Raw genomic sequence first — 25,883 nt, 5'->3', positions numbered from 1 at the left:
CTTCTGGCTGCGCCTGGCGGCGATCGCCGCGGGCCTGATATTCTGCGTGCCCTTCCATTTCCTGTGGAAGCTTTTCGGAGCCCGCTCGATCTGGCCGCAAATCTTCCTCGCTTATGCCGGCCGCTGCACCGGAATGCGCGTGCGAATCGATGGGGCGCCGCTGCGCTCGCACGTCCTGTTCGCCGCGAATCACGTGTCCTGGCTCGACATCCTCGCGCTCGGGGGCGCTGCGCCCGCGGCGTTCGTCGCGCGCCACGACGTCGAGGAATGGCCGCTGGTCGGCTGGATCGCGGGGCTCAACGACACAATCTACGTCGCCCGCCACGCCCGAAGCGAGGTCCAGGAGCAGGCCGACCAGCTTCGCCGCGCCCTCGCCGCGGGCCGCGCGCTGGTCCTGTTCGCCGAGGGGACGACCAATGGCGGCCCCGAGTTGCTCCCCTTCCGGCCCAGCCTGTTCGCCTCACTCTATCCACCGCTTGAGGGCGTGCGCGTTCAGCCGGTGGCGATCGATTACGGGCCGCTCGCGAAAGGCATCGCCTGGGCCGGCGAGGAGGGAATCGGTGCGAACGCGCGCAAGGTGATGTCGCGCAAGGGCTCGTTCGTCGCCACCTTGCGCTTCCTCGACCCGATCGACCCCGCCGAGCCGGGCGACCGCAAGCGGCTCGCCGGGCGGGCGCGCGAAGCGGTCGGCGCGGCGCTCGGCCGCCGGGACTCCGCTTTCGCGGCGCCCGGCGATCCCCTATAGGCCGGTCGATGAAGTCCCCCGATCCGCGTACTTTCGAGGTCAAGTCCTTCGGCTGCCAGATGAACGTCTATGACGGCGAGCGCATGGCCGAGCTGCTCGAGGCCGAGGGCTTCAGCGCGGCTGCCGCCGGCGAGCAGGCGGACCTCGTCGTTCTCAACACCTGCCACATCCGCGAGAAAGCGGCGGAGAAGGTCTATTCCGACATCGGCCGGCTGATGAAGCGCGAACAAGCCCCGATGATCGCCGTCGCCGGCTGCGTCGCCCAGGCGGAAGGAGCGGAGATTCCGCGCCGCGCGCCGGGCGTCGACATCGTCGTCGGCCCGCAGGCGTATCACAATCTGCCCGCGCTGGTGCGCCAGGCGGCGCGCGGCGAACGCGCGCTCGACACGGAAATGCCGCCGCTGTCCAAGTTCGGCGCCCTCCCCGCCCGCCGCAGGCAGGGGCCGAGCGCCTTCCTCACCGTCCAGGAGGGCTGCGACAAGTTCTGCACCTATTGCGTCGTGCCCTATACGCGCGGCGCGGAGGTCTCGCGGCCGTTCGCGGCGGTGATCGACGAAGCGCGGGCGCTGGTCGATGCGGGGGCCCGCGAGATCATTCTGCTCGGCCAGAACGTCAACGCCTGGCGGGACGAGGACGGGCGCGGGCTCGACGCCCTGATCCGGGCGCTCGATTCGCTGCCGGGCCTCGCGCGAATTCGCTACACGACCAGCCATCCGAACGACATGACCGAAGGCCTGATCCGCGCCCATGCCGAGGTGGAAAAGCTGATGCCCTATCTGCACCTGCCGGTGCAATCGGGCAGCGACCGCGTGCTCAAGGCCATGAACCGCAGCCACAGCGCCGAGTCTTACCTGCGAATCCTCGATCGAGTCCGCGCCGCGCGGCCGGACATCGCTCTTTCGGGCGATTTCATCGTCGGCTTTCCGGGCGAGACCGAAGCGGAGTTCGAGGAGACTTTGAAGCTGGTCGACGCCGTTGGGTACGCCCAGGCGTTCTCGTTCAAATATTCCCCGCGGCCGGGCACGCCCGCCGCCACGATGGAGGACCGAATCGCTAGCGAAGTGATGGACGAGCGCCTGCAACGGCTCCAGGCCTCGCTCGGGCGGCATCAGCTGGCCTTCAACCAGGCGGGCGTCGGCAAGCGCACCGAGGTGCTGCTCGAACGGCCCGGGCGCAAGCCCGGCCAGCTGATCGGCAAGTCGCCCTGGCTGCAATCGGTGCATCTGGAGACGGACGCCGCGATTGGCGATCTGGTCGAGGTCGAGCTCCTGTCTGCCGGGCCGAACAGCCTCGCGGGCGCACAATTGATGAAGGTCGCGGCATGATTCACTCCTTTTTCGTCATCCCCGCGAAAGCGGGGATCCAGCTGCCTTTTGCCAGCGCCGAAGGAAGAAGCTGGATTCCCGCTTTCGCGGGAATGACGAGGGAAGGCTGATGGCACAGAACAAGAAAACCGACGCCGCAGCCGGCCCCCGCGCTCGGGTGGAGATCGAGTTCGAGCAGCCGCATCTGCTCGGGCCTCTGTTCGGCGAGTTCGATCGAAACCTGGTGGCGATCGAGGACCGGCTCGGCGTCTATATCGCCGCGCGCGGCGCCAAGGTTCAGATCGAGGGCGATCCCGAGGCCGCGACTCGCGCCCGCGAGGTGCTGCTCGGGCTCTACAACCGGCTCGACGAGGGTCACGACATCGACGCCGAGCTGGTCAACGCGATCATCGCCATGTCGGGGCAGCCGACGTTCGACGGGATCATCGCCCCGGAAGTGGTCGAGCCGCCCAAGGTGATGATCCGCACGCGCAAGAAGACGATCGTCCCGCGCTCCAAGCAGCAGGCCGTCTACATGGAGGCGCTGAACCGGGACGACATGATCTTCGCGCTCGGCCCGGCGGGCACGGGAAAGACCTATCTCGCCGTCGCCCAGGCGGTTCAGCAATTGATCGGCGGAAGCGTCGACCGGCTGATCCTGTCGCGCCCCGCGGTCGAGGCCGGCGAGCGGCTCGGCTTCCTTCCCGGCGACATGAAGGAGAAGGTCGATCCCTATCTCCGGCCGCTCTACGATGCGCTCTACGACATGCTCCCGACCGAGCAGGTCGAGCGGCGGATCGCGTCCGGCGAGATCGAGATCGCGCCGATCGCCTTCATGCGCGGCCGAACGCTGAGCGATGCCTTCATCATCCTCGACGAGGCGCAGAACACCACGCCGCAGCAGATGAAGATGTTCCTGACCCGATTCGGAATGCGCAGCCGGATGGTGATCTGCGGCGATCCCAACCAGACCGACCTTCCCAATGGGGTGACGTCGGGCCTCAACGATGCGGTGGGCAAGCTGGAGGGGATCGAGAAGATCGCGATGGTCCGCTTCGGGGCCGGCGACGTGGTGCGGCATCCGCTCGTCGGGAGGATCGTCGAGGCCTATGAGGGGCCCGGGGGATGAGCTGCGGTTTCTCCGGTCGCGCACAGAACCCCTCCCCCTTGTGGGGAGGGGCAGCGGTGGGGGTGCGCAGCGAAGCTGCGCGCCGTCCTTCGGACGGCACCCCCCACCCTACCCTCCCCCACAAGGGGGGAGGGAAAGCGCCTCTGCTGTGATCGGCGTGGAAACCGACGTCTCGGACGAATGGGACGGCCGCACCGACTGGGCCGCCCTCGCCCGCCGCGCGGTCCATGCCGCGGTTGCCAACAGCCGACATCCGGGCCTTTCCGACAGCGAGGTCTCGATCCTGTTCACCTCCGACGAGGAGGTACGGACGCTCAATTCCGCCTGGCGCGGCAAGGATAAGGCGACCAACGTCCTTTCCTTCCCAATGGCTGATGAAGGCGGCCTGGCCAGCGCCCAGTTGCTCGGCGACATCGCGCTTGCTTACGGCGTCTGCGCCCGCGAGGCCGCGGAGAAGGACGTGCCGATCGAGACCCATGCCGCGCATCTGGTGGTGCACGGCACGCTTCATCTGCTAGGTTACGACCATGAAACGAGCGAGGCGGACGCCGAGGCGATGGAAGAGGTCGAGCGCCGGGCGCTCGCTTCCATCGGCATCGCCGATCCCTATCCAGTCAGCGAGAGCGAGGTAAATTCCTAACCCCATGGAAGACGACAGTCCCGGCGCGCAGAACGGCCGGACATTCTGGAGCGGGCTTCGCGCCCTGATCTTCGGCGACAATGGCGAAGCCACCTTGCGCGACCAGATCGAGGAGGCGATCGAGAGCCGCGAGGGCGAGGTTCCGAGCGTCGGCGATCTCAGCCACGTCGAGCGGCAGATGCTGCTCAACATCCTCCACTTCGGCGAGAAGACCGCCGGCGACGTCGCCGTGCCGCGCGGCGACATCTACGCGGTGCCCGCCTCGACCGGATTCGAGGCGCTGATCGCCGCTTTCTCCGATGCCGGCCACAGCCGAATGCCGGTGTTCGAGGAGAGCCTCGATACCGTGATCGGCATGATCCACGTCAAGGACGTGTTCGCGGTGCAGACCGGCGGCGCCCCGGCGCCCGACGACATCCGAACGCTGATGCGCACCCCGCTCTACGTGCCCGAATCGATGGGCGTCCTCGACCTGCTCGCGCGGATGCGCGCCGAGCGGGTCCACCTCGCCATCGTCGTCGACGAATTCGGCGGAACCGAGGGGCTAATCACCATCGAGGACGTGGTCGAGGAGATCGTCGGCGACATCGAGGACGAGCATGACGACGAGGTGACCGACCTTCTGGTCCCGACCGGCGGCGGCCTGTGGGACGCGGACGCGCGGGCCGAGCTGGAGGACGTCGCCAAGGCGATCGACGCCCGGCTCGGGACGGTCGAGGAGGATGTCGACACGCTCGGCGGGCTGGCCTTCGTGCTCGCGGGCTGCGTTCCGAAGACCGGCGAGATGCTTGAACATCCCAGCGGCTGGCGACTGGAGGTGGTCGACAGCGACACCCGCCGCGTACGCCGCCTCCGCCTGCACCCGCCCGAGGAGGAGCGCGAGGCGGCCGACTGAGGGTCAAGAGGCTGTTGCGGACCGCGCTCCTTGCCTCGCTGTGTTGCAGGCGACCCGGGCGGGCAGCCTGCTAGCCGCCAAACTTCAGAAACTCGCTGAACAGCCCGACGATCGCCGGCGCGAAGATCGTGAGAGCGACCTTGAGGGGAGCAAAAGGGTCCGGTGCTGTCCCCTTGTCACTGGCGGTCGGAACGGGCCGCGCGGATTCCGCCGACTCCGTCTCATCCGGACGGATCGCCGCCAGCCATGTGGCTACGGGTAGATAATAAGCCGCGATGATCAACGAGTTCGTGATTCCGCCGTGCATCGCGATGCTGCTGATATAGTTGCGGAAGGGGCCGATATCATCCGGATGGACCGAGTAGATCACCCAGTTCAGCCTCGCATTCGTGAACAGCAACCCACTGATCATGAAGACGGCAGCGAGATAGAGAAAGTTGGACAGCCTGCGAGTTTGGCGCGTCCAGGCGCGGAACCGATCGTCGGGGGAATCCTTCTCCGGCATGGCAAGGCAGGAGATGGCGCCGAAGATGACCGCCGGCATGGCAAAGAGCAAAAGGACGCCTACGATCTGAATCATCGCCTGCTGCAAATAGAATTGGGGCGCGGTGCAGCCGGGGGCCCATCCCACGTCGGGTTCCCGGAAGCGTGCCGAAGAGGCCTCGTTGGGCGTCGGATTGCCGCTCGATTCTAGCCCTGCATATGCCGGTCGGGCAGAGTCCGGTGCAACCGGAGCGGTCGGTGCCCGCTCGAGACGGCTGAAGGAAGCGCAGGCGAAAGTTTGATCCAGATAGGCCGCCCCTTTGAAAGCGCCGCTCACAAGAACCATCGCTGTGCCGGCCGCGACCGTCAGGAAATAAGCGATCAGTATTCGCTTCCGCGCGACCAAGCTCAGCAATCGCAGTGAACTCGCCGACGCGACGAGAACGACGATTTCCAGACTCGCACACAACAAGAATGCCGCAACCGTCTTTGACCGCCCCGCCGCTTCGGCAACAGCGTTCTGCAGCGACGGCTGGGCGAAATAACCGGCGGGCGTCCGGAGCCACATATCGGCGACGCCGTTCAACATGAAAACAAGCAGCGGGATCGCGATGAGGAGGGTCGATCCTCGGGGCATCGCCCAATCCCGACGCTCGACAGTAAACATGGGCCCCTCGCAAGTTTATTTCGCCTACTCAGGCTGTATCGACGGACTGTCGTGGTCAAGGGCTTCCCGAGACGATCGATAGATTCGGAACAGCGATTCCCTCGCGCTAGCCAGGCCGTGCCGGGCGCGTTACGAATGCCCATGGCGTTCGAAACCATCCGCTACGCTCTGACCCCGGCCACGGTCGGCGTGATCACGCTCGATCGCCCCGAGACCCTCAACGCGCTCAACGCCCCGATGGTCGACGAGCTTCGCGCGGCGGTCGAGGCCGCGCCCGGATCGGGCGCGCGCTGCCTGCTGCTGGCCGGGGAAGGACGGGGCTTCTCCAGCGGGGCGGACCTCGCCTCGGGCGGGGGGCTTCCCTCGGACGCGGGCATGGCGCTGGAGAAGCATTTCAATCCTTTGGTCGAAGCGCTCTTCGCGCTGCCGATCCCGGTGGTCGCTGCGGTGAACGGCCCCTGCGCGGGTGCGGGCTGCAGCCTGGCGCTCGCCGCCGACATCGTGATCGCCGGCCAATCGGCCTATTTCCTCCAGGCCTTCGTCAATATCGGCCTCATCCCGGACGCCGGAGCGACCTGGCTGCTGCCGCGCCTCGTCGGGCGGGCGCGGGCGATGGAGATGATGATGCTCGGCGAGCGGATCCCCGCGGCGCAGGCGGCGGAATGGGGGATGATCGCCCGGGTGGTCGAGGACGAGGCGCTGGCCTCCGAGGCGCTCGCCCTCGCGGCGCGCCTCGCGCAGGGACCGACGATCGCCTACGGCCTGATCCGACGGCTGGCGCGCGAGTCCGGCCAATGCTCCCTCGGCGAGGCGCTCGCCGCCGAGCGCGTCGCGCAGCGCGAGGCGGGGGAGACGGAGGATTTCAAGGCGGCGGTCGTCGCCTTCCTCCAGAAGCGCCAGCCAAGCTTCGTGGGGCGCTAATTCCTCCCCGGAACGGGGAGGGGGACCGCGGCGCGAAGCGTCGTGGTGGTGGGGCCGTTACGGAGTCCGTCGACCCTCCACCATGCTTCGCATGGTCCCCCTCCCCGTTCCGGGGAGGATTTGTTGCCTCCCCGCTTTCCGGCGCATAAGACCCGCCCCATGGGCACGACGATCGAAGAGCTGGAGCGGCGCCGCGAGCAGGCGCGCCTTGGGGGCGGCGAGAAGAGGATCGCGGCTCAGCACGCCAAGGGCCGCCTGACCGCGCGCGAGCGGCTGACCGTGCTGCTCGATCCTGGAAGCCTCGAAGAATATGACATGTACGTCGAGCATAATTGCGTCGACTTCGGCATGGAGAAGCAGAAGATCCCGGGCGACGGCGTGGTCACGGGGTCGGGCACGATAAACGGCCGGCTGGTGTTCGTCTTCGCCCAGGATTTTACCGTGTTCGGCGGCTCCCTGAGCGAGCGCCACGCGCAGAAGATATGCAAGGTCATGGACATGGCGATGAAGGTCGGCGCTCCGGTGATCGGCCTCAACGACAGCGGCGGCGCGCGAATCCAGGAGGGCGTCGCCAGCCTCGCCGGCTATGCCGAGGTGTTCCAGCGCAATGTGCTGGCTTCCGGCGTGATCCCGCAGATCAGCCTGATCATGGGCCCCTGCGCCGGTGGCGCGGTCTATTCGCCCGCGATGACCGACTTCATCTTCATGGTGAAGGATTCGAGCTATATGTTCGTCACCGGCCCGGACGTGGTGAAGACCGTCACCAACGAGGTGGTGACGCAGGAGGAGTTGGGCGGCGCGGTCACCCACACGACCAAGTCGGGCGTGGCCGACGTGGCGTTCGAGAACGACATCGACGCATTGCTCGCGACCCGCGACTTCTTCGATTTCCTGCCGCTCTCAAACCGCCACGATCTGCCCGAGCGGCCCTGCCACGACCCCTGGGACCGGACCGACGACAGCCTCGACACCTTGATCCCGGACAGCGCCGCCAAGCCCTACGACATGCACGAGCTGATCCGCAAAACCGTCGACGACGGCGACTTCTTCGAGATCCAGCCGGCGCACGCCGCGAACATCATCACCGGCTTCGCCCGCGTGGAGGGGCGAACGATCGGAATCGTCGCCAACCAGCCGGTGGTGCTCGCCGGGGTGCTCGACATCAAATCGTCGAAGAAGGCCGCGCGCTTCGTGCGCTTCTGCGACGCGTTCGACATTCCGATCATCACCTTCGTCGACGTGCCCGGCTTCCTTCCGGGCGTCGCGCAGGAGCATGAAGGGATCATCAAGAACGGCGCCAAATTGCTGTTCGCCTATGCCGAGGCGACCGTGCCGAAGATCACCGTGATCACGCGCAAGGCCTATGGCGGCGCCTACGACGTGATGGCGAGCAAGCATTTGCGCGGCGACTTGAACTACGCCTGGCCGACGGCGGAAATCGCGGTGATGGGCGCCAAGGGCGCGGTGGAGATCATCTTCCGCGGAAAGACGCCCGAGGAGATCGCCGAGCGCACCGCCGAATATGAAGCCCGCTTCGCCAATCCGTTCGTCGCGGCGAGCAAGGGCTTCATCGACGAGGTGATCATGCCGCACTCCACGCGGCGGAGGATCGCGCTGGGCCTCAGGAAACTGCGCGACAAGCGGCTCGAGAACCCGTGGAAGAAGCATGACAATATCCCCCTATGACGATCTGCTCGTCGGTCTCGTCGCGCTTGCTTTGGTGCCGCTGATCGGCTGGCGGGTCCTGCGCGGTTTCAGAGAGGGACGGCTGCCGCTGTACCGTACCTATCTCAACCGCGCGGACAACGGATCGCGGTTCGGAGTGCTGATGGCCCTGCACATGCTCAGCCTGATCGCCGTCGGTCTTGTCGCGGCCGACTTGCTCTTCAACCTTGGACTTCGGGATTCGATATGAAGCTCGGCCGCCTCAACCATGTCGGGGTCGCCACCCCCTCGATCGTCGCCTCGATCGCCTTCTATCGCGACGTGATGGGGGCGGAGGTGATCCGCGAGCCGTTCGACCTGCCCGCGCAGGGCGTGAAAGTCTGCTTCGTCGATACGCCCAACAGCCAGATCGAGCTGATCGAGCCGCTTGGGCCGGACTCGCCGATCCACGGCTTCCTTGCCAAGAACCCGGCGGGCGGGCAGCATCACATCTGCTACGAGGTGCCCGACATCCACGAGGCCAAGGCGTGGTTCGAAAGCAAGGGCGCCAAGGTTCTCGGCGAGCCGCGCATCGGCGCGCATGGGACTCCGATCTTCTTCCTCCACCCCAGGGACATGGGCGGCGTTCTGACCGAGATCATGGAGAGTCCGAAGGGTGAGGGCCATTGACCTTTCTCAGTTCCCCGGCGAAGGCCGGGGCCCAGGCGGCGCTCCCGCGCCGTTCTCTGTTTAGGACTGGACCCCGGCCTTCGCCGGGGAACGAGTGAATGACCGACCGTAAACCCAGCAAGGCCGATTGGGACGCCGCCGCCCGCAAGGAGGTGAAGGGCAAGGACCTCATCACCCCCACGCCCGAGGGGATCGACGTGCGCCCCGTCTACACCGCCGAGGACGTCGAGGGGCTGGACCCGGGCCTCCCCGGCTTCGCGCCGTTCACGCGCGGGCCCTATGCCTCGATGTATACCGGCCGCCCGTGGACGATCCGCCAATATGCCGGCTTCTCGACCGCTGAAGACAGCAACGCCTTCTACCGCCGCAACCTCGCCGCCGGGCAGAAGGGCCTCTCGGTCGCCTTCGATCTCGCCACCCATCGCGGCTATGACAGCGACCATCCGCGCGTTGTCGGCGACGTCGGCAAGGCGGGGGTGGCGATCGACACGCTCGAGGACATGAAGATTCTGTTCGACGGCATCCCGCTCGGCGAGATGAGCGTGTCGATGACGATGAACGGCGCGGTGCTTCCGGTGATGGCCTTCTACATCGTCGCCGCGGAGGAGCAGGGCGTGGCGCGAGGCCAGCTCACCGGCACGATCCAGAACGACATCCTCAAGGAGTTCGCGGTCCGCAACACCTATATCTATCCGCCCGGGCCATCGATGCGGATCGTCGCGGACATCATCCAATATTGCTCGGCCGAGATGCCGAAGTTCAACTCGATCTCGATCAGCGGCTATCACATGCACGAGGCCGGGGCGACGGCGGTGCAGGAGCTGGCCTTCACGCTGGCCGACGGCATGGATTATGTCCGCGCCGCGCGGGCCAAGGGGCTCGACGTCGACGCCTTCGCGCCGCGGCTGAGCTTCTTTTTCGGCATCGGCATGAACTTCTTCATGGAGGTGGCGAAGCTGCGCGCGGCGCGGCTTCTGTGGCACCGGATCATGGACGGGTTCGGGGCAAGGAACGACAAATCGAAGATGCTTCGCACCCATTGCCAGACGTCGGGTGTGTCGCTGACCGAGCAGGACCCGTACAACAATGTCATCCGCACCACGCTGGAGGCACTGGCGGCGGTGCTTGGGGGCACTCAGAGCCTTCACACCAACAGCCTCGACGAGGCGGTGGCGCTGCCGACCGATTTCTCCGCCCGCATCGCCCGCAATACGCAATTGGTGATTGCCGAGGAAAGCGGCATCCCCAACGTCGCCGATCCCTTGGGCGGCTCTTATTATGTCGAAGCGCTCACCGCCGAGCTCGCCGGCAAGGCCTGGGCGCTGATCGAGGAGGTCGAGGCGCTGGGCGGAATGACCCATGCGGTCGCGCAAGGAATGCCCAAGCGCCGGATCGAGGAGGCGGCGGCGGCGCGCGCCGCTCGGGCCGATCGCGGCGAGACGGTGATCGTCGGAGTCAACCGCTACCGCAAGGACGAGGAGGATCATCTCGACATCCTCGACATCGACAACGACAAGGTCCGCGCCGGCCAGATCGCCCGGATCGAGAAGACCCGCGCCGGCCGCGATGCGCAGGCCGCCCAGGCCGCGCTCGATGCGTTGCGCGAAGCCGCGAAGGGCGATGGCAATTTGCTCGCGCTATCGGTCGAAGCCGCCCGCGCGCGCTGCACGCTGGGCGAAATCTCCGCCGCGCTCGAAGACGTGTTCGGCCGCTACGGCACGGTGCCGACTCCGGTCGAGGGTATTTACGGCGCCGCCTGGGCCGACGATCCCGCCTGGGAGCGCGCGGAAGAGGGTGTCGGCGCGGTCCGCACCAGGCTCGGGCGCAAGCCGAGAATGCTGGTCGCCAAGATGGGCCAGGACGGCCACGACCGCGGCGCCAACCTCGTCTCCTCGGCCTTCGCCGACCTGGGCTTCGAGATCGTCCCCGGCCCGCTGTTCCAGACGCCCGAGGAGAGCGCGCGCCTCGCGGTAGAGAAGCAGGTTGACGTGGTCGGCGCCTCCAGCCTCGCCGCCGGGCACAAGACTCTCGTCCCCGAGCTGATCGGCCACCTCAGGGACTTGGGGCGGCCGGACATCAAGGTCGTCGTCGGCGGAGTCATCCCGCCGCAGGATTACGACATGCTGCGCGAGGCCGGAGTCCAGGCGATCTTCGGCCCCGGCACCAACCTGGTCGAGGCCGCGGGCGAGGTGCTTCGGCTGCTGGGCCACAACATGCCGCCGCTCGAGGAGGCGGCGGAATGATCGTGCTCGCGCTCGCGCTGGTCGCGCAGCCGCTGACCGCCGAGGATTGCCGCGACCCGCAAACGCAGGTGGAGATGAACGCCTGCGCCGCGCGCGATTTCGAGATTGCGGACCGCGAACTCAACATCGCCTATCGCGAGGCGATCGCCGGAGCCCGCGCCGACGACGCCGAGCTCGACCGCCAGGCCGATACCCGCCCGACCAGCGAGGCGGTGCTGCGCGAAGCCCAGCGCGCCTGGGTGACCTTCCGCGACGCCCATTGCACGCTCCAGGGCTATCAGGAGGCTCGCGGCGGAAGCATGGAGCCCATGTCCTACAATAGCTGCCGCGCCGGGCTCACGCGGGCGCGCACGGCGCAGTTGCGCGGCGACGCGTCAGCGGCTCAATAGGGCGCATGTTCAAGAAAATCCTGATCGCGAACCGGGGCGAGATCGCCTGCCGGGTCATCAAGACGGCGAAGCGGATGGGGATCGCCACTGTCGCGGTCTATTCCGACGCCGACGCGCGCGCCCCGCACGTGAAGATGGCCGACGAGAGCGTCCGGCTCGGCCCGCCGCCGGCGTCCGAATCCTACTTGAACGCCGAGCTGATCATCGACGCCTGCAAGACGACCGGCGCGGAGGCGGTCCATCCGGGCTACGGCTTCCTTTCGGAGCGGGCCAGCTTCGTCGAGGCGCTCGAGGCGGCCGGGATCGCCTTCATCGGCCCGCCGGCGAACGCGATCGCCGCTATGGGCGACAAGATCGAATCCAAGAAGCTGGCCAAACAGGCCGGCGTCAACGTCGTCCCCGGCTATCTCGGCGAGATCGCCGATACCGACGAGGCGGTTCGGATCGCCGGCGAGATCGGCTATCCGGTAATGATGAAGGCCTCGGCCGGCGGCGGCGGCAAGGGCATGCGCCTCGCTTATTCCGAGAAGGATGTGCGCGAAGGCTTCGAGGCGACGAAGCGCGAGGGCCTGGCAAGCTTCGGCGACGACCGCGTGTTCATCGAGAAGTTCATCGAAGAGCCGCGCCACATCGAGATCCAGGTACTCGGCGACCAGCACGGCAACATCGTCTATCTGGGCGAGCGCGAATGCTCGGTCCAGCGCCGCCACCAGAAGGTGGTCGAGGAGGCGCCCTCCCCCTTCGTCACGCCGAAGATGCGCGAACGCATGGGCGAGCAGGCGGTCGCCCTGGCGCGGGCCGTCGGCTATTTCAGCGCCGGCACGGTCGAGCTGATCGTCTCCGGCGCCGACGAGACCGGAGAGGGCTTCTACTTCCTCGAGATGAACACCCGGCTCCAGGTCGAGCATCCGGTGACCGAGGAGGTGGCCGGGCTGGACCTTGTCGAGCAGATGATCCGGGTGGCGGCCGGCGAGAAGCTCTCCTTCGCCCAGAAGGACGTGAAGCTGGACGGCTGGTCGGTCGAGACGCGGGTCTATGCCGAGGACCCCTATCGCGGATTCCTTCCGAGCACCGGGCGGCTGGTGCGCTACCAAGCGCCCGCGGAGAGTGAGGACGTTCGCGCCCGTTACTCCGTTCGTGTCGAGCGAAGTCGAGACACCCAGTCGAGCGAAGCCGAGACCTTAAGGGAAGAAGCCTCGGCTTCGCTCGGCAGCCCCCCTCGACTTCGCTCGGGGCGAACGGGTGAAGAGGCTGCGAATAGCCCCCTCACCCGCGTCGACGACGGGGTCTATGAGGGCGGCGAGGTCAGCATGTTCTACGACCCGATGATCGCCAAGCTCGTCACCTGGGCACCGAGCCGGGAGGAGGCGATCGACCGGCAAATAGAGGCGCTCGACGCGTTCCAGATCGAGGGCATCGGTCACAATGTCGATTTTCTCTCCGCGCTGATGCAGCACCCGCGCTTCCGCTCAGGCCAGCTCACCACCGGCTTCATCGCCGAGGAATATCCCAAAGGCTTCCACGGCGCGCCCGCCGACGACGCGCTTCTGGAGGACCTGGCGGTGGTCGCCGCCCTGATCGCGACGGAGAGAGATTTTCAGTCCTGCGCGACGAGCGGCCAGTTGAGCGGCACTGCCATGCCGCCCGAAGTTCGCATCGTCAGTCTAGGCGGGCGAGACTTTCCGATCCGGTTCGACGGCTTCGAGGGCGGGCTTATCGCCTATGTCGGGGACGGCGAGGGGCGCGAGCTAATCGGCCACTGGAGGCCTGGGCAGCACCTCTTCAAGGGCACGATCGACGGGCGGGCGCGCACGGTCCAGATCGCACGCAAGGGGCGCCAGTGGCGGCTGACGACGCGCGGCGCCGCGCACCTCGCCGACGTCCTTCCTGAGCATGTCGCCTTGCTCTCGCGGCACATGATCGAGAAGGTGCCGCCCGACCTTTCCAGATATCTGATCTGCCCAATGCCGGGCCTGCTCACCGCGCTCAATGTCGGCGAGGGCGACCGGGTCGAAGCCGGCCAGCCGCTCGCCGTGGTCGAGGCGATGAAGATGGAGAACATCCTTCGCGCGGAGAAAGCAGGAACGGTGAAATCGGTCAACGCGAAGCCCGGAGACAGCCTTGCGGTCGATGCGGTAATCCTTGAATTCGCCTAGAAAATCGTTTTTTGTGCTGGAGGCGCAACGAAATCGACAGCAGGGGGTTCTCCGGTCATGAACGCTGCACTCATCCCTTTCCGCGGGGCCGCGCTGCTCGGCGCGGCTGCTCTCTCCCTCCTCCCCGCTCCCGCCGCCGCGCAGGATAGCGGCCGCGGCACGACGGTCATGGCCGGCGTCGGCGCGCAGGCCTATCCCAAGTTCGTCGGCGCCGACGATTACGGCATCTTCCCCTATTTCATCGGCAGCTTTCGCCGCGAAGGATCGCCGCTGAACTTCTCGGCGCCGGGCGACGGCCTGGGCATCACCCTGCTTTCGCGCGACAACGCGTTCAACTTCGGCCCCTCCGTCGAGTTCGTGGCCGAGCGCGAGGAAGACGATGTCGGCGCGCCGGTGGGCAATGTCGGCTTCACCGTCGAAGCCGGCGGCTTCGTCGAGCTGTTCCCGACGCAGAATTTCCGCCTCAGGGCCGAGGTTCGCAAAGGTATCGGCGGCCACGAAGGTTTGGTGAGCGACCTCAGCGCCGATTTCGTCGTGCGCGACCGGGATACCTATGTCTTTTCGATCGGCCCGCGGGCGCGGTGGGCGGACGACAATTATCACGACGCCTATTTCGGCGTGACTCCCGCGGTGGCGGTCGCCTCGGGCCTGCCCGCCTACAATCCGAGCAGCGGCTTCTACTCCGTCGGCGCCGCGGCGGGGCTCACCTACAAGCTCGGTCGCAATTGGGGCATGCAGGGCTATCTCGGTTACGACCGGCTGGTCGGCGACGCCGCCGATTCGCCGATCGTGCGCAACCTGGGCTCGCGCGACCAATTCTCAGGCGGCGCGGGTCTCTTCTTCGAATTCACCATCCGCTAGCCGCCGATCATCTGCGCGAAGGGGATCGGGCGCCCGTCATGGCGCAGCTCGACCGTGACCCGCGGGGTTCCCGGCCCGGCGCGGCCGATCGGGGCGCCGCGAGCGACGACCTGGCCCCTGCGAACGCCGGTACTGCCGAGATCGGTGAGCACGGTCATCCAGCCGCGGCCATGATCGATGATGACGACCTTGCCGTAGCGCCGGAAAGGCGCGGCATAGACGATGCGCCCGGCCGCCGGGGCGATCACCTCCGCCTCCGCCCGAGTCTGCAATGTGACGCCGCGGGAATGGACTCCGCCGTCGGAAATCTCTCCCACCCCCGTGACCACCCGCCCCTCGACAGGCAGCGAATAAGGCAGCCGCTCCGCCTCGGCCCCCGCCTCCGGCGGCCCGGGGCGGGCGATCGGACCGCGCAGGGCGCCCAGGCTCGCCGCGAGCGCCGCCTCGCGCTCGCCCGAGCCGATGCTGTGCTGCAGCGCCTGCGCCTCCTCGCCGTAGACGAGCGCACGGTCCTCCTGGCTCAGCGCCAAGCCGCTGAGCCGGCGCGAGCGGACCCGCTCGGCGGATTCGAAGGCGGCCAGCGCCGCCCGCCTCTGCCCGAGCGCGGCCCGGCTGGCGTCGAGCTCGCTTCGGGCCAGCTCCGAACGGCGGCGCAGAAGCGCGCTGTCGTGGACCTCGCTGCGCAGGGCGGCGGTTCGGCGCCGGATTTCCGGCAGGGCGGCCCCGAGCAGCGAGCGGACATGGACCGCGTCGCGGATCGAGCCGGGCTGGACCAGAGCGAGCGCGGCGGGGCGGCGCGTCATCGTCTGCAGCGCGGCGGTCAACCTTACGATCGGCCCCTGCCGCTCCGCGAGCCGGGCGCGCTGCACCGCCTGCTGCGCGTCGATCAGGGCGATTCGGCGCTCGGCGGCGGTGAGATCGGCCTCGGCCGCCTCGATCCGCGCGGCGAGCGCTTCGCCGGCGGCCCGGGCGCGCTCGGCCTCGCTGGTCGCGCGCCGCGCCTGCGCATCGAGCGCCTGGAAACGCTGCGTGGCTTCGGCGGCCTCCTGCCGGGCCTGCTCGAGCGCCTTGCGATCCGCCTCGCCCTGGCCCCGCGCGGCGCCGGCCGCCGCCACGAGCACTGCGATGACGGCCAGGGATACATGCGCGCGCATGCCTAACCTTCGCGATGATAGGGATGGTTGGCAAGGATGCTCGTCGCCCGGAACAATTGCTCGGCGAGCATCGCCCGGGCGAGGAGGTGCGGCCAGGTCGCCTTGCCGAACGACAGCAATAGATCCGCTTCGGCCCGCTCCGCCTCGCCGAAGCCGTCTGCGCCGCCGATCAGGAAGCGGGCCTCGCGCCGCCCCTCGTCGCGCCAGCGCTCCAGCCTGCGGGCGAAGTCGGTCGATCCGAGAGCCTCGCCTTTTTCATCGAGCAGGATGGTGACCGTGCCCGGTCCGGGCGGGGGCGGCGCCTTGCCGCCGCTTTCGGGCAGCTCGGTGACCTTCACCGGCCAAGTGATGCGCCCCAGATAGCGCTCGACCAGCTCGGCCTCCGCCCCGCGGCCGATCTTCCCCCGGGCGATCAGGTGGAGCAGCAATCAGCTGCCGGCGGTCGCCGCCGCCCGTTCTTCCGGGGCGCGCTCCTCGAACGCCCACATCCGCTCGAGATTGTAGAAGCTCCTGACCTCGGGCCGGAACAGGTGGACGATTACGTCGTCGGCGTCGATCAGCACCCAGTCGGCGACCGGCAGGCCCTCCACGCGCACGCTTCGGCCGAGCTCGCGCTTGATCCGCTCGGAGAGCTTCTGCGCCATCGACGCCACCTGTCGGGTCGAGCGCCCGCTGGCGATGACCATGTAATCGGCGATGTTCGATTTGCCGTTCAAGGGAATGGAGACGACTTCCACGGCCTTGTCGTCGTCGAGCGAACGAAGAACGAGGTCATGAAGCGCCTCGGACCGTTCATTGGCTCCGTCGCTGACCGGAGCGGGGGCTGTTTGGGGCAAAATACCTCCTTACGTAATCGGCCTGCGCGTTACGCCGTCGCGCATGGGCCTGGGGTGAAACGATTTCCTTGCGGTTTCGTGCCAATCGGGATCGGCGGCGCGGATGGCGGTAGCGGATGTCGGATCGGGCGGCAGATCAAGCAGCACGAGCGCCGGCGGTCTCCACGTCGTCCAGTTCCGCGCCATGGCGGCGGGCCGGACGAAGCGCCGCAACCAGCCCCAGGCCGGTGCCTTTAGGGCGGTCGCATCATAGCCCGGACGGCCCGCAACCGCAATCGGCACGAGCGAGGCGATTTTCCGCCAGTCGCGCCAGAGGTGGAACTGGGCGAGATTGTCGGCGCCCATCAGCCAGACGAAGCGCCGCCCGGGGTAGCGGCGGACCAGCGCCGCCAGCGTGTCCGCCGTGTAGACGGTGCCCAGCTCGCGCTCGATCGCGGTGACCCGGATCGGCGCGCCGCGCGCTTGCCGCCGCGCCGACGACAGCCGCGCCGGCAAGGGCGCCATGCCCGCTTTTGGCTTCAGTGGGTTGCCGGGCGAGACCAGCCACCACACCTCGTCCAGCCCCAGCGCTTCGATCGCGCCGAGGCTGATGTGACGGTGCCCGCCATGCGCGGGGTTGAAGGAGCCGCCGAGAAGGCCGGTGAGGATCATGGGCACGCGTTAGCACGGTATCTCGACGCTGGGCCACGCTTGCGCCATGATGAGCTGGAGAAGGGGGGCGCATGGTCTCGGGCATCGAAGGGGTCGGCGAGGCGATTACCGGCGGAGTCATCGCCCGCGCGGTCGAGCCGCAGGCGGGAGAGGCGACGCACGACGAGGGTGGGAACTGCCTGAATTGCGGCGCCGAGCTTGCCGGACCTTATTGCCATCGGTGCGGGCAACAGGGCCACGTCCACCGTACGCTCGGCGCCTTCTTCCACGATTTGCTTCACGGCGTGCTCCATTTCGAAGGCAAGATCTGGCGCACCCTGCCCCTGCTCGCCTGGCGCCCCGGCGAGCTCACCCGCCGCTACATTCACGGCGAGCGCGCCCGCTTCGTCTCGCCGATCGCCCTGTTCCTGTTCTCGGTCTTTCTGATGTTCGCGGTCTTCTCGGTTCTCGGCGGGCCGTTCGGAGCGCCCTCCCGGCCCGAGGCGAGCCCCGAGGCCGCGGCGGAAATCGCCCGCGAGACACGGCAGCTGGACCAGAGCATCGCGAGCCTTCAGCAGCGGCGCGAGACCCTCGCGGCCCGCCACCAATCGACCGTGGCGATCGACGCCCAGCTGCGAGTGCTGCGCCAGCAGCGGCAGGCGATTGGAGCGGCCGAATCCTTCGTGCTCGTGCCCTCGGCGGCTCCGGAGCGCACCAGCCGGACGATCGATCTCAGCGACGCGGAGATCGACACCGGCTTCGCTTGGCTCGATCACGCGATCGGCAAGGCGCGGGACAATCCCTCGCTGCTGCTCTACAAGCTGGAGACCAACGCCTATAAATTCTCCTGGGCGCTGATCCCGATCTCGGTGCCCTTCGTGTGGCTGCTGTTCCTTCACCGGCGGCGCTACCGGGCCTACCGCGCTTACGATCACGTGGTGTTCGTGACCTATTCGATCGCGTTCATGAGCCTGTTCCTGGTCACGCTGAGCCTGCTTCGCGCGCTGTGGGTCCCCGAGGCGGTGATAGGGCTGGCCTTCACCTTCGTGCCGCCGATCCACATCTACCGCGATCTGCGCGGCGCCTATCAGCTCGGCCGGTTCAGCGCCCTGTGGCGAACGGCGGCATTGCTCGCCATCGCCTTCCTCGCGGCGATGATCTTCTTCGTCCTGCTGCTCGCGCTCGGCGCTCTGGGCTAGGCTCCGGCGGGGGCCGGGCCGCCGATGCCGCTTTTGGGCCGGCGGGTCTTCGGAATCGAGGCGCCGCCCGTCGGGAGCGAAGGCTGCGAAGCATCGCCGCCGCGGTCGATCGGCTCGCCGGCCAGCACCTTCTTGATCTCCTCGCCCGAGAGCGTCTCGAACTCGAGCAGCGACTTGGCGAGCGCGTGGAGCTCGTCGACATGCTCGGTCAGCAAATGCTTGGCGCGGGCATAGCCTTCCTCGACGATCCGGCGGATCTCCTTGTCGATCGCCTGGGCCGTCTCGTTCGACATGTTGCGCTGCCGGTTGACCGAATAGCCGAGGAACACCTCCTCGTCGGCGTCGGCATATTGGAGCGGCCCCATCTCGTCGGACATGCCCCAGCGGGTGACCATGTCGCGCGCCAGGCCGGTCGCATACTGGATGTCCGAGGAGGCCCCCGAGGAGACCTTGTCGTAGCCGAAGATCACCTCCTCGGCCACTCGCCCGCCCATCGCGACGGCGAGGTTCGCGTACATCTTGTCGCGGTGATAGGAATAATTGTCCCGCTCCGGCAGGCGCATCACCATGCCGAGCGCCCGGCCGCGGGGGATGATCGTCGCCTTGTGGATCGGATCGGACGCGGCCTCGTGGACGGCGACGATCGCGTGGCCCGCCTCGTGATAGGCGGTCATCTTCTTCTCGTCCTCGGTCATGACCATCGAGCGGCGCTCGGTGCCCATCATCACCTTGTCCTTGGCAAGCTCGAACTCGTTCATCGCCACCAGGCGCTTGCCCATGCGCGCGGCGAGCAAGGCGGCCTCGTTGACCAAATTGGCGAGATCGGCGCCCGAGAAGCCGGGCGTGCCGCGGGCGATGGTGCGCGCGCTGACGTCGGGCGCGAGCGGCACCTTCTTCATGTGGACGAGCAGGATCTTCTCGCGCCCGTCGATGTCGGGGCGCGGCACCACCACCTGCCGGTCGAAGCGGCCCGGCCGAAGCAGCGCCGGATCGAGCACGTCGGGGCGGTTGGTGGCGGCGATGATGATGATGCCCTCATTGGCCTCGAAGCCGTCCATCTCCACCAGCAGCTGGTTCAGCGTCTGCTCGCGCTCGTCATTGCCGTTGCCGAGGCCGGCGCCGCGATGGCGGCCGACCGCGTCGATCTCATCGATGAAGACGATGCAGGGCGCGTTCTTCTTGGCCTGCTCGAACATGTCGCGCACCCGGCTCGCGCCGACTCCGACGAACATCTCGACGAAGTCGGAGCCGGAGATGGTGAAGAAGGGCACGTTCGCCTCGCCGGCGATGGCGCGGGCGAGCAGGGTCTTGCCGGTGCCGGGCGAGCCGACCAGCAGAGCGCCCTTCGGAATCTTGCCGCCGAGGCGGGCGAATTTGGTCGGATCCTTGAGGAACTCGACGATCTCCTGGAGCTCCTCGCGCGCCTCGTCGATTCCGGCGACGTCGTCGAAGGTGACCCGGCCGTGCTTTTCGGTCAGCAATTTGGCCTTGGAGCGGCCGAAGCCCATCGCGCCCGAGCCCGCGTTCTTCTGCATCTGGCGCATCACGAAGAAGGCGATTCCGAGGATGAGCAGGAAGGGAAGCGACTGCATCAGGACGTACATCCAGATGCTGGTGGTCGGCTCCGGCTGGCCGTCGAAGCGCACGCCCTTCTGGGTGAGGCGCTGGGTCAGCGTCGGATCCGGGACGATGTTGGTGCGGAAGGTCGTGTTGTCGTTGAGCCGGCCGGTGATCGTCTCCTTGCCGATGGAAACGCTTCGCACCGTCCCTTCGTCGACCTTGGTGAGGAAATCGGAATAGGGCATCGCCCCCGCGGTCGCGCTCGCGCCGCCACCGACGACCTGGACGACCAGCACCAGCGCCAGGACGATCCCCGCCCAGATCAGCAGGCTCTTCATCCAGTTGTTGCCCGAAGGCTCCTTGTCGCCGCCAGGGCGGTTGTCGTCGCTCATCGATATTCCCTTCCGCGCCTAAAATAGGATTTCAGACGCGAAGCGCAATGTAGCCGGGCGCGGTGAACGAGCGCTTACGCAGAAAGGGCGCGTGCGCCCGTCCGTTCATCGATCGACACCGCAGCCGCGGGCTCGGAAGTTTCTGAAGTTTCCGCTTCCATGGGGAAGAAAAAACGTGACCATCCGCAAAATAAATTGAGGAAGTTGAGGATTGCCAAGAGGTGGTCCGCGATCCGCTTTCCGGCGCCCCGCGCGCGGCCGCGAATGGTCCGAATGTTCGCACTGGCCATGAGGAAGAAAACCGAGCTTTGCGCGAAGGGTGCGGCGCGGGCGCGCGCCATGCGGCAACGAAGTTCACGACCTGGCGCGCTTTCGGGCGAATTCCGGAAGGCGGGCGGCGTGTAACCGGGGTTCGCGAAAGTCTCGAACAGGCGCGGGAAGACATTGGCGACGCTCCATGTCCGCAGTCGGAGCGAATCATTTATCGCATGGACGGGGCTGTAGGAAAGCAAAAAGTTCTGATTTTGTTCACAAGCTTCTAATCGACCAAGCCGGAACCGGGCTCGACGGGCGTGCAGGCCGGTGGCCGCCGATGGAGCCCGGCAACCGTCCCGGTGGAGCGGCTTGCGTAAGACGGCCATGCCGGGCACCCTGCAAATTCTATCAGGGGAGCGCATATGGCGGGGCTCGAGGACTGGGTGAGCCTGCTCGCCGACCGGCTTGACGAGGCGCTTCGGCTGCGATTTGCGGGCAGCCATGGGCGCTGGGCCGCGCCGGGGGCAATGGGCAATGACGAGGGCGCGGAGGAGCGGATCACGCTGAGCTTGCTCACGTTCGCACCCGCCCAGGCGGCGCGCACCCTGCCGCCGCGCCGTGGCGCCCCCCTGCCCGCGCCATCGTTGATCGTCGACGGCGAGTTACTGGTGATGCCGCGCCGCACGCGGACGTCGAACTATGGGGAATGCCTGCGCGCTCTATCGGCCGCGATCGAATGGCTCCACGCCAATCCGCGGCTGACCGGGACCGGCCAAGCCGGCTTTGCGGCCGGAGACACGGTCGCGATCGATCAGGCCGAACTCACACTCGACCAGGTGGCCGCATTCATCCAGGCCTGCCCGATGCAGGGCATGCCCTTCGCGATCTACCGGCTGCGCGGAATGACGATCGGCGCCTGAAGCGGCTCAGCCGCCCTTCTTCTTGCCGCCGCCGCTCTTGCCGCTTCCGCCGCCCGAGGAGGACCGCCGTCCGCGGACCAGCGGGATCGCCGCGGCGGCGGCGACGCCCGCGGCGACGGCGGCGCCGGCGGCGATCGCCGTTCTGGGATTTTCGCGGACGAGATCGGTGGCGCGCTGGACGAGGGTCGGGCCCTCGGCTTGTTCGGTTTCGGCGCTGGGGCCGGCGTGGGGCATGGCGCTGGAGGGGATGCTGGACATGAACTTGCTCCGTCTTGGCGAGGTGAACGAGTCTCAAGAACGATGGTCCGCGCCGGCGGGTTCCCGCGAGCGAAAACCTTGTCTTTGTTCGCATTTGGGGAGATAATCGCGCCTCGCCCGAGGAGGCTTGAGGCCATGAAGACGCTCTTTCTCTTTGCCGCGCTGGCCTTGCCGCCGGGTGCCGCCTTCGCCCAGGCGCCGGCCGCCGGCTCCGCCGCGGCGAGCGGCAATCAGGATCCGAACGAGATGATCTGCCGCCGGGTGAACGAATCCGGCTCGCGGCTGAATGCCGCCCGGATCTGCATGACCCGGCAGCAATGGGTGGATTATCAGCGCCAGATGCGGGCCGACACGGAGCAGTCGCAGAACCGCCGGGCAGCGCCGCGCTAGCAGCGAGCCCGGGCGTCCCGCCGCAGCCGGGAAAAGCGCCCGATCGCCGGTTGCATCGCCGCAATCCCGTCGCTATCTCGGCGGTCCCAAGAGGCACGGGGCCGTAGCTCAGCTGGGAGAGCGCTGCAATCGCACTGCAGAGGTCAGGGGTTCGATCCCCCTCGGCTCCACCAGCCTTCGCCCTGACGGGCTATGGCTGGCAAGCCAGCTTTGGTCCGGAAGGGCGAAGGCTGCCCGCCATAGCCTTGGCGAAGGTGGGCAATGAACGGCCGACGGGGACGGGCGCGAGCCGGTCCCCGTCGCCGCATCAGATCACGATGAAGTCGTTGGCGGTGAGCTGAGTGTTTTGCAGCACGGAGGCGAACGCCACCGCCGCGCCGGCGCCGTTGCCGTCGGCGTCGTAGAGGAGAATGCCGCTGCCCTGGTTGAAAATGATGCGGTCGTCGGCGTCCTGCGGGTTGCCGGTGACGAACGCGCCGGCGCTGAGCGTGCCCAGGGCGAGCCCGGCGAAGACCGCATGGTCAAGCACGATCTTGTCCACGCCCATTTCGAAGTCGGCGATGTTGTCCAGATTTCCATTCCCCAGCGCGCTGGTGAAGGCGAAGCTGTCCGCGCCGGCATAGCCGACGAGAAAGTCGGCGCCCGCCCCGCCGTCCAGCGTATCCGCCCCGCCATAGCCGAACAGATAGTCGCTCCCCGCCCCGCCGTTCAGCACGTTGGCGCCTTCATTGCCGTAGAGCTCGTTGCCGAATTCGTTGCCGGTGAGGTCGAGCGCGGCCGTCGCGCCCTGCGACTGGGCCGAGAGCACCTCGATCTGCTGGCCGGCGCCGAGCGCGTAGCTCGAACGGGCGTAGACCACGTCGTGGTTCCCCTCGCCGGCGCCCTCGATCACCACGTCGCCCTGAGTCTCGACGACATAATTGTCGTTGCCGCCGAAGCCTTGCAGATAATCGGCCCCGCCGCCGCCATCGAGGAAGTTGGATTCGGTGTTGCCGTAAAGCTCCTGGCCGAGCTCGTTGCCGGTGAGATCGATGATCGTCCCGCCGCCCTGCGAGATCACCGACAGCACCTCGACTTCGGCCCCGGCATTGAGCGTGTAGCTGGCCCGGGCATAGACCACGTCGCGCCCGCCGCCCGCGCTCTCGGCGATCACGTCGCCACCCTGGTCGACGACATAGATGTCGCTGCCGCCGAAGCCGGCCATGTAGTCCGCTCCGCCGCCGCCATCGAGGAAGTTGGACTCGGTGTTGCCGTAAAGCTCCTGGCCGAGCTCGTTGCCGGTGAGATCGATTACCGTGCCGGCGCCCTGCGAGATCACCGACAGCACCTCGATCTCGGCGCCGGCGTTCAGCGTGTAGCTCGCGCGGGCATAGACCACGTCGCGACCGCCGCCGGCCGCTTCGACGACCACATCGCCGCCATTGTCGACGATGTAGATGTCGTTGCCGCCGAAGCCCTGCATCCGGTCCGCGCCGCTTCCGCCGTCGATGAAGTTGGCCACGCTGGAGCCGATGATGACGTCGTCGAACGCGGTGCCGACGACGTTCTCGACCCGCACCATGTCGCGGAAGGCGCCGTCGATCTCGCTGCGGCCGAACCGCAGGTCGACGGTGATCGCCTGGGCGAGGCCCGCATAGCTCACCGTGTCGCTGCCGGCGCCGCCCTCGAACAGGTCGTAGCCGGTCGAAGCGACAAAGAGGTCGTCGCCGCCGCCGCCGACGAAATATTCGTAGGCTTCGGTGCTGACGAAAGTGTCGGCCCCGCCGGTGCCGCCGATCTGGGTGCGGATCACGCCCGTCGTCCCGGCGCTCTCGAGATAGTCGTCGGAAACGGTCTGGACGGTGAACGTATAGGCGCCGTTGGCCCCGCCGGCCTCGACGAAATAGGTGCCGGAAGACGAAGGCGTGAAGCTGATGTCGTACGCATAGGGCTCGCTAACCAGCTTCCCCTCCGCGTCGCGCACCGCAAGCCCGACATTGGCGGCCCCCTGGACCAATTTGTAGGTCAGCCCGGCTGTGAGCTCGATGGAGAACCAGTCCGTGTCGGCGACGTTTTCCGACACTCCGGAGGCGGCCGCGCCGTTGGCAACCAGATGGCCCGTCGTGGCGGTGTTGTTGGCGAAATCGTCGGCGACGGGGGCGACGGAGATCGTGTAGCTTCCCGCCTGCTTTCCGACCAGCGCGGAGATGAAATAGCTGCCCGTCGCGAGGGCCGTATGGGCGAGTCGAGTCCCGCTCGGCGAGGGCGAGAAGCCGTTGACGACGTTTAGCTCGTTGCCCTGGTCGTCGAACAGCGTGAGGCCGACGCCGTCCCAGTTCGGGGTCGACAGATCGAACAGGTAGGTCTGTCCGGCGACGAGCTCGACCTCCAGCCAGTCGCGGTCGCCCTGGGTCTCCCAGATGCCCGCCGTCGGCGCCGCGCCGACCGTCAGCGCGCCCGTGGTGAGCGGATTGTCGGTGAGGTCGCCAGCGACCGTCACGGCGTTCAGCGTATAATCCCAGCCGGCAAGGTAGGTATTGGGATTATCCGGGTGGGTGGCGATCGAGTTGAGGCCGGCGATCACATAATAAGTGCCGTCGCTGGCGGGCGAGAAGATCGTCGCCGCGGCCGACGGCTGACCGTAGCTGGTCCAGACCTGATTGCCGGCTTCGTCGAGGATCCGGATATAATCGGAGAAACTGACCGCCCCGACACTGCTGACAGAGAAGTTGTAACTGGCGCCGGCAGCGAGCGTAATCGCGTAGGCGTCGTCGTCGCCGCCGCTTTCCCACCGCCCGTTGACCGCGGCGCCGACCGCGAGGCTGCCGGCGCCCGCGGGCGTGTCACCATGATCGTCGGCGACCGCCAGCAGCGTGAGCTTGTAGGTGGAGCCGCTGCTATGCTGCGCGCCGGCATAATAGCGGCCGGTCTCGGTGGCGGTGAAATGCGCCTGCTGACCCCCGCTCCCGAAGCCCTCGATGGCGACGACCGCGCCGCCGGCATCGGCGACGTAGACCTTGCCGGCGATGCTCTCGGTGGAGAGCACATAGGATTGGCCGGCGACGAGGTCGATCGCGAACCAGTCGTTGTTGAAGGACGGGAAGGAAAAATTGCTGACCACGGTCCGGGTTTCCCCGACCGCAAGGGCGGCCGAAGTCCCGGTCCAAGCCGGGAACGCGTCGGCGTAATCCTCGACGGTGATGCTGTAGAGGACCGGGTCGAGACTGCCCCCGACCCGGTGACCGGCAACGAAAAAGTCGCCGGTCACCGGGGCGACGAAATCGGCGAGGTTCCCAAATGCGATGGGGAAATGCATTTCCTGTCCGTCAGGCTGCATGACCTTCATCATGACGCCCTGATAGGAACTCGAAATGTTCATCTGGTAGGATTGGCCGGCGACGAGGTGGACCCGGAACCAGTCGGTATCGCCCGAATTTTCGAATAGTGCAGTGACCGTCTGAACCGGCATCGATCGTCCCTCCGGCGCGAGAAGGTGCGCGCACGCTCACCGGTGCCTGTTTCGCAATCGGGTCCGGGAAGCGG

The 25,883-nt window shown here is 67.4% G+C and carries 26 protein-coding genes and 1 tRNA gene; 17 read left to right on the top strand and 10 right to left on the bottom strand.

All coding sequences use genetic code 11. The features are described 5' to 3' along the window. Positions 1-7: 7 nt before the first annotated feature. Both E6G92_00410 and miaB read left to right on the top strand, forming a co-directional pair. Positions 8-745, top strand: a complete 738-nt coding sequence (locus E6G92_00410; GenBank protein TMJ20633.1) for a 1-acyl-sn-glycerol-3-phosphate acyltransferase — start codon at positions 8-10, stop codon at positions 743-745. Between the two features lie 8 nt (positions 746-753). After that, positions 754-2,070, top strand: a complete 1,317-nt coding sequence (miaB, locus tag E6G92_00405; GenBank protein ID TMJ18357.1) for a tRNA (N6-isopentenyl adenosine(37)-C2)-methylthiotransferase MiaB — start codon at positions 754-756, stop codon at positions 2,068-2,070. 1 nt (position 2,071) lies between these two features. On the opposite strand, the gene E6G92_00400 is transcribed toward miaB, so the two are convergent. Next, the gene (locus tag E6G92_00400; GenBank protein TMJ18356.1) at positions 2,072-2,254 is read right to left on the bottom strand and encodes a hypothetical protein; all 183 of its coding nucleotides are present in this window, start codon (positions 2,252-2,254) and stop codon (positions 2,072-2,074) included. On the opposite strand from E6G92_00400, the gene E6G92_00395 reads away from it, so the two are divergent. Genes E6G92_00395 through E6G92_00385 form a run of 3 tightly spaced genes read left to right on the top strand, consistent with a single transcriptional unit; the run spans position 2,180 to position 4,713 of the window. Beyond that, positions 2,180-3,178 carry a PhoH family protein gene (locus E6G92_00395; GenBank protein ID TMJ18355.1) on the top strand — a complete coding sequence of 333 codons (999 nt, stop codon included), beginning with the start codon at positions 2,180-2,182 and terminating at the stop codon, positions 3,176-3,178. The two genes, E6G92_00400 and E6G92_00395, sit on opposite strands and share 75 nt — an antisense overlap. Beyond that, positions 3,159-3,818 (top strand): rRNA maturation RNase YbeY, encoded by a 660-nt coding sequence (gene ybeY, locus E6G92_00390; GenBank protein TMJ18354.1) that lies wholly within the window; start codon positions 3,159-3,161, stop codon positions 3,816-3,818. Before E6G92_00395 ends, ybeY begins: the two co-directional genes overlap by 20 nt. Before the next feature lie 4 nt (positions 3,819-3,822). Next, positions 3,823-4,713, top strand: coding sequence for an HlyC/CorC family transporter (locus E6G92_00385; GenBank protein ID TMJ18353.1), 891 nt, complete (start codon positions 3,823-3,825; stop codon positions 4,711-4,713). Between the two features lie 70 nt (positions 4,714-4,783). On the opposite strand, the gene E6G92_00380 is transcribed toward E6G92_00385, so the two are convergent. Next, positions 4,784-5,863, bottom strand: coding sequence for a hypothetical protein (locus E6G92_00380; protein TMJ18352.1), 1,080 nt, complete (start codon positions 5,861-5,863; stop codon positions 4,784-4,786). Between the two features lie 141 nt (positions 5,864-6,004). On the opposite strand from E6G92_00380, the gene E6G92_00375 reads away from it, so the two are divergent. The 8 genes from E6G92_00375 to E6G92_00340 all read left to right on the top strand — a co-directional run bounded on the left by E6G92_00375 (position 6,005) and on the right by E6G92_00340 (position 14,767). Then, entirely contained in the window at positions 6,005-6,784 is a 780-nt protein-coding gene (locus E6G92_00375) for a 2-(1,2-epoxy-1,2-dihydrophenyl)acetyl-CoA isomerase (protein ID TMJ18351.1), read from the top strand. Between the two features lie 159 nt (positions 6,785-6,943). Further along, a complete protein-coding gene (locus tag E6G92_00370; GenBank protein TMJ18350.1) occupies positions 6,944-8,470 on the top strand; it encodes an acyl-CoA carboxylase subunit beta in 1,527 nt (508 codons plus the stop codon). Further along, positions 8,451-8,699: a hypothetical protein gene (locus E6G92_00365; protein TMJ18349.1), complete on the top strand. Its 249-nt coding sequence runs from the start codon at positions 8,451-8,453 to the stop codon at positions 8,697-8,699. The genes E6G92_00370 and E6G92_00365 overlap by 20 nt, the downstream gene beginning before the upstream one ends. Next, the gene (mce, locus tag E6G92_00360) at positions 8,696-9,118 is read left to right on the top strand and encodes a methylmalonyl-CoA epimerase (protein TMJ18348.1); all 423 of its coding nucleotides are present in this window, start codon (positions 8,696-8,698) and stop codon (positions 9,116-9,118) included. Before E6G92_00365 ends, mce begins: the two co-directional genes overlap by 4 nt. A gap of 98 nt (positions 9,119-9,216) precedes the next feature. Then, on the top strand, positions 9,217-11,361 hold the full coding sequence (gene scpA / locus E6G92_00355) for a methylmalonyl-CoA mutase (protein ID TMJ18347.1): 2,145 nt from the start codon (positions 9,217-9,219) through the stop codon (positions 11,359-11,361). After that, positions 11,358-11,750: a DUF1311 domain-containing protein gene (locus tag E6G92_00350; protein ID TMJ18346.1), complete on the top strand. Its 393-nt coding sequence runs from the start codon at positions 11,358-11,360 to the stop codon at positions 11,748-11,750. Before scpA ends, E6G92_00350 begins: the two co-directional genes overlap by 4 nt. 5 nt (positions 11,751-11,755) lie before the next feature. Continuing rightward, positions 11,756-13,906 carry an acetyl/propionyl/methylcrotonyl-CoA carboxylase subunit alpha gene (locus E6G92_00345; protein ID TMJ18345.1) on the top strand — a complete coding sequence of 717 codons (2,151 nt, stop codon included), beginning with the start codon at positions 11,756-11,758 and terminating at the stop codon, positions 13,904-13,906. Positions 13,907-13,963: 57 nt separating this feature from the next. Further along, positions 13,964-14,767, top strand: a complete 804-nt coding sequence (locus tag E6G92_00340) for a MipA/OmpV family protein (protein TMJ18344.1) — start codon at positions 13,964-13,966, stop codon at positions 14,765-14,767. Here the strand turns inward: E6G92_00340 and E6G92_00335 are convergent. The 4 genes from E6G92_00335 to E6G92_00320 are packed head-to-tail and all read right to left on the bottom strand — an operon-like array spanning position 14,764 to position 17,408. Beyond that, on the bottom strand, positions 14,764-15,921 hold the full coding sequence (locus E6G92_00335; protein ID TMJ18343.1) for a metalloendopeptidase: 1,158 nt from the start codon (positions 15,919-15,921) through the stop codon (positions 14,764-14,766). The genes E6G92_00340 and E6G92_00335 overlap by 4 nt on opposite strands. A 2-nt stretch (positions 15,922-15,923) precedes the next feature. Then, positions 15,924-16,349 carry a 23S rRNA (pseudouridine(1915)-N(3))-methyltransferase RlmH gene (locus E6G92_00330; protein ID TMJ18342.1) on the bottom strand — a complete coding sequence of 142 codons (426 nt, stop codon included), beginning with the start codon at positions 16,347-16,349 and terminating at the stop codon, positions 15,924-15,926. Continuing rightward, a complete protein-coding gene (rsfS, locus tag E6G92_00325; GenBank protein TMJ18341.1) occupies positions 16,350-16,757 on the bottom strand; it encodes a ribosome silencing factor in 408 nt (135 codons plus the stop codon). 9 nt (positions 16,758-16,766) lie between these two features. Then, the gene (locus tag E6G92_00320; protein TMJ18340.1) at positions 16,767-17,408 is read right to left on the bottom strand and encodes a nicotinate-nucleotide adenylyltransferase; all 642 of its coding nucleotides are present in this window, start codon (positions 17,406-17,408) and stop codon (positions 16,767-16,769) included. 71 nt (positions 17,409-17,479) lie between these two features. Here E6G92_00320 and E6G92_00315 point away from each other — a divergent pair, with 71 nt between their 5' ends. After that, on the top strand, positions 17,480-18,586 hold the full coding sequence (locus E6G92_00315; protein ID TMJ18339.1) for a DUF3667 domain-containing protein: 1,107 nt from the start codon (positions 17,480-17,482) through the stop codon (positions 18,584-18,586). On the opposite strand, the gene E6G92_00310 is transcribed toward E6G92_00315, so the two are convergent. Both E6G92_00310 and E6G92_00305 read right to left on the bottom strand, forming a co-directional pair. Then, complete coding sequence (locus tag E6G92_00310) at positions 18,583-20,538, bottom strand: ATP-dependent metallopeptidase FtsH/Yme1/Tma family protein (GenBank protein TMJ18338.1); 1,956 nt, start codon at positions 20,536-20,538, stop codon at positions 18,583-18,585. The two genes, E6G92_00315 and E6G92_00310, sit on opposite strands and share 4 nt — an antisense overlap. A gap of 74 nt (positions 20,539-20,612) precedes the next feature. After that, positions 20,613-21,179, bottom strand: coding sequence for a hypothetical protein (locus E6G92_00305; protein ID TMJ18337.1), 567 nt, complete (start codon positions 21,177-21,179; stop codon positions 20,613-20,615). 36 nt (positions 21,180-21,215) lie between these two features. Between E6G92_00305 and E6G92_00300 the strand changes: the two genes are divergently transcribed. Further along, positions 21,216-21,713 carry a DUF4255 domain-containing protein gene (locus E6G92_00300; GenBank protein TMJ18336.1) on the top strand — a complete coding sequence of 166 codons (498 nt, stop codon included), beginning with the start codon at positions 21,216-21,218 and terminating at the stop codon, positions 21,711-21,713. A gap of 6 nt (positions 21,714-21,719) precedes the next feature. Here E6G92_00300 and E6G92_00295 read toward each other — a convergent pair whose 3' ends face one another. After that, entirely contained in the window at positions 21,720-21,971 is a 252-nt protein-coding gene (locus E6G92_00295) for a hypothetical protein (GenBank protein ID TMJ18335.1), read from the bottom strand. 135 nt (positions 21,972-22,106) lie between these two features. Here E6G92_00295 and E6G92_00290 point away from each other — a divergent pair, with 135 nt between their 5' ends. Both E6G92_00290 and E6G92_00285 read left to right on the top strand, forming a co-directional pair. Further along, entirely contained in the window at positions 22,107-22,361 is a 255-nt protein-coding gene (locus E6G92_00290) for a hypothetical protein (protein TMJ18334.1), read from the top strand. Between the two features lie 97 nt (positions 22,362-22,458). After that, positions 22,459-22,534, top strand: a tRNA-Ala gene (locus tag E6G92_00285). Positions 22,535-22,668: 134 nt separating this feature from the next. On the opposite strand, the gene E6G92_00280 is transcribed toward E6G92_00285, so the two are convergent. Continuing rightward, positions 22,669-25,809, bottom strand: a complete 3,141-nt coding sequence (locus tag E6G92_00280; GenBank protein TMJ18333.1) for a calcium-binding protein — start codon at positions 25,807-25,809, stop codon at positions 22,669-22,671. Between the last annotated feature and the right edge of the window lie 74 nt (positions 25,810-25,883).

This window comes from Alphaproteobacteria bacterium, assembly GCA_005883305.1.
Lineage (GTDB): Bacteria > Pseudomonadota > Alphaproteobacteria > Sphingomonadales > Sphingomonadaceae > Allosphingosinicella.
Note: the sequence above shows the minus strand (reverse complement) of the source record. Positions and strands in the feature narration are given on the sequence as shown.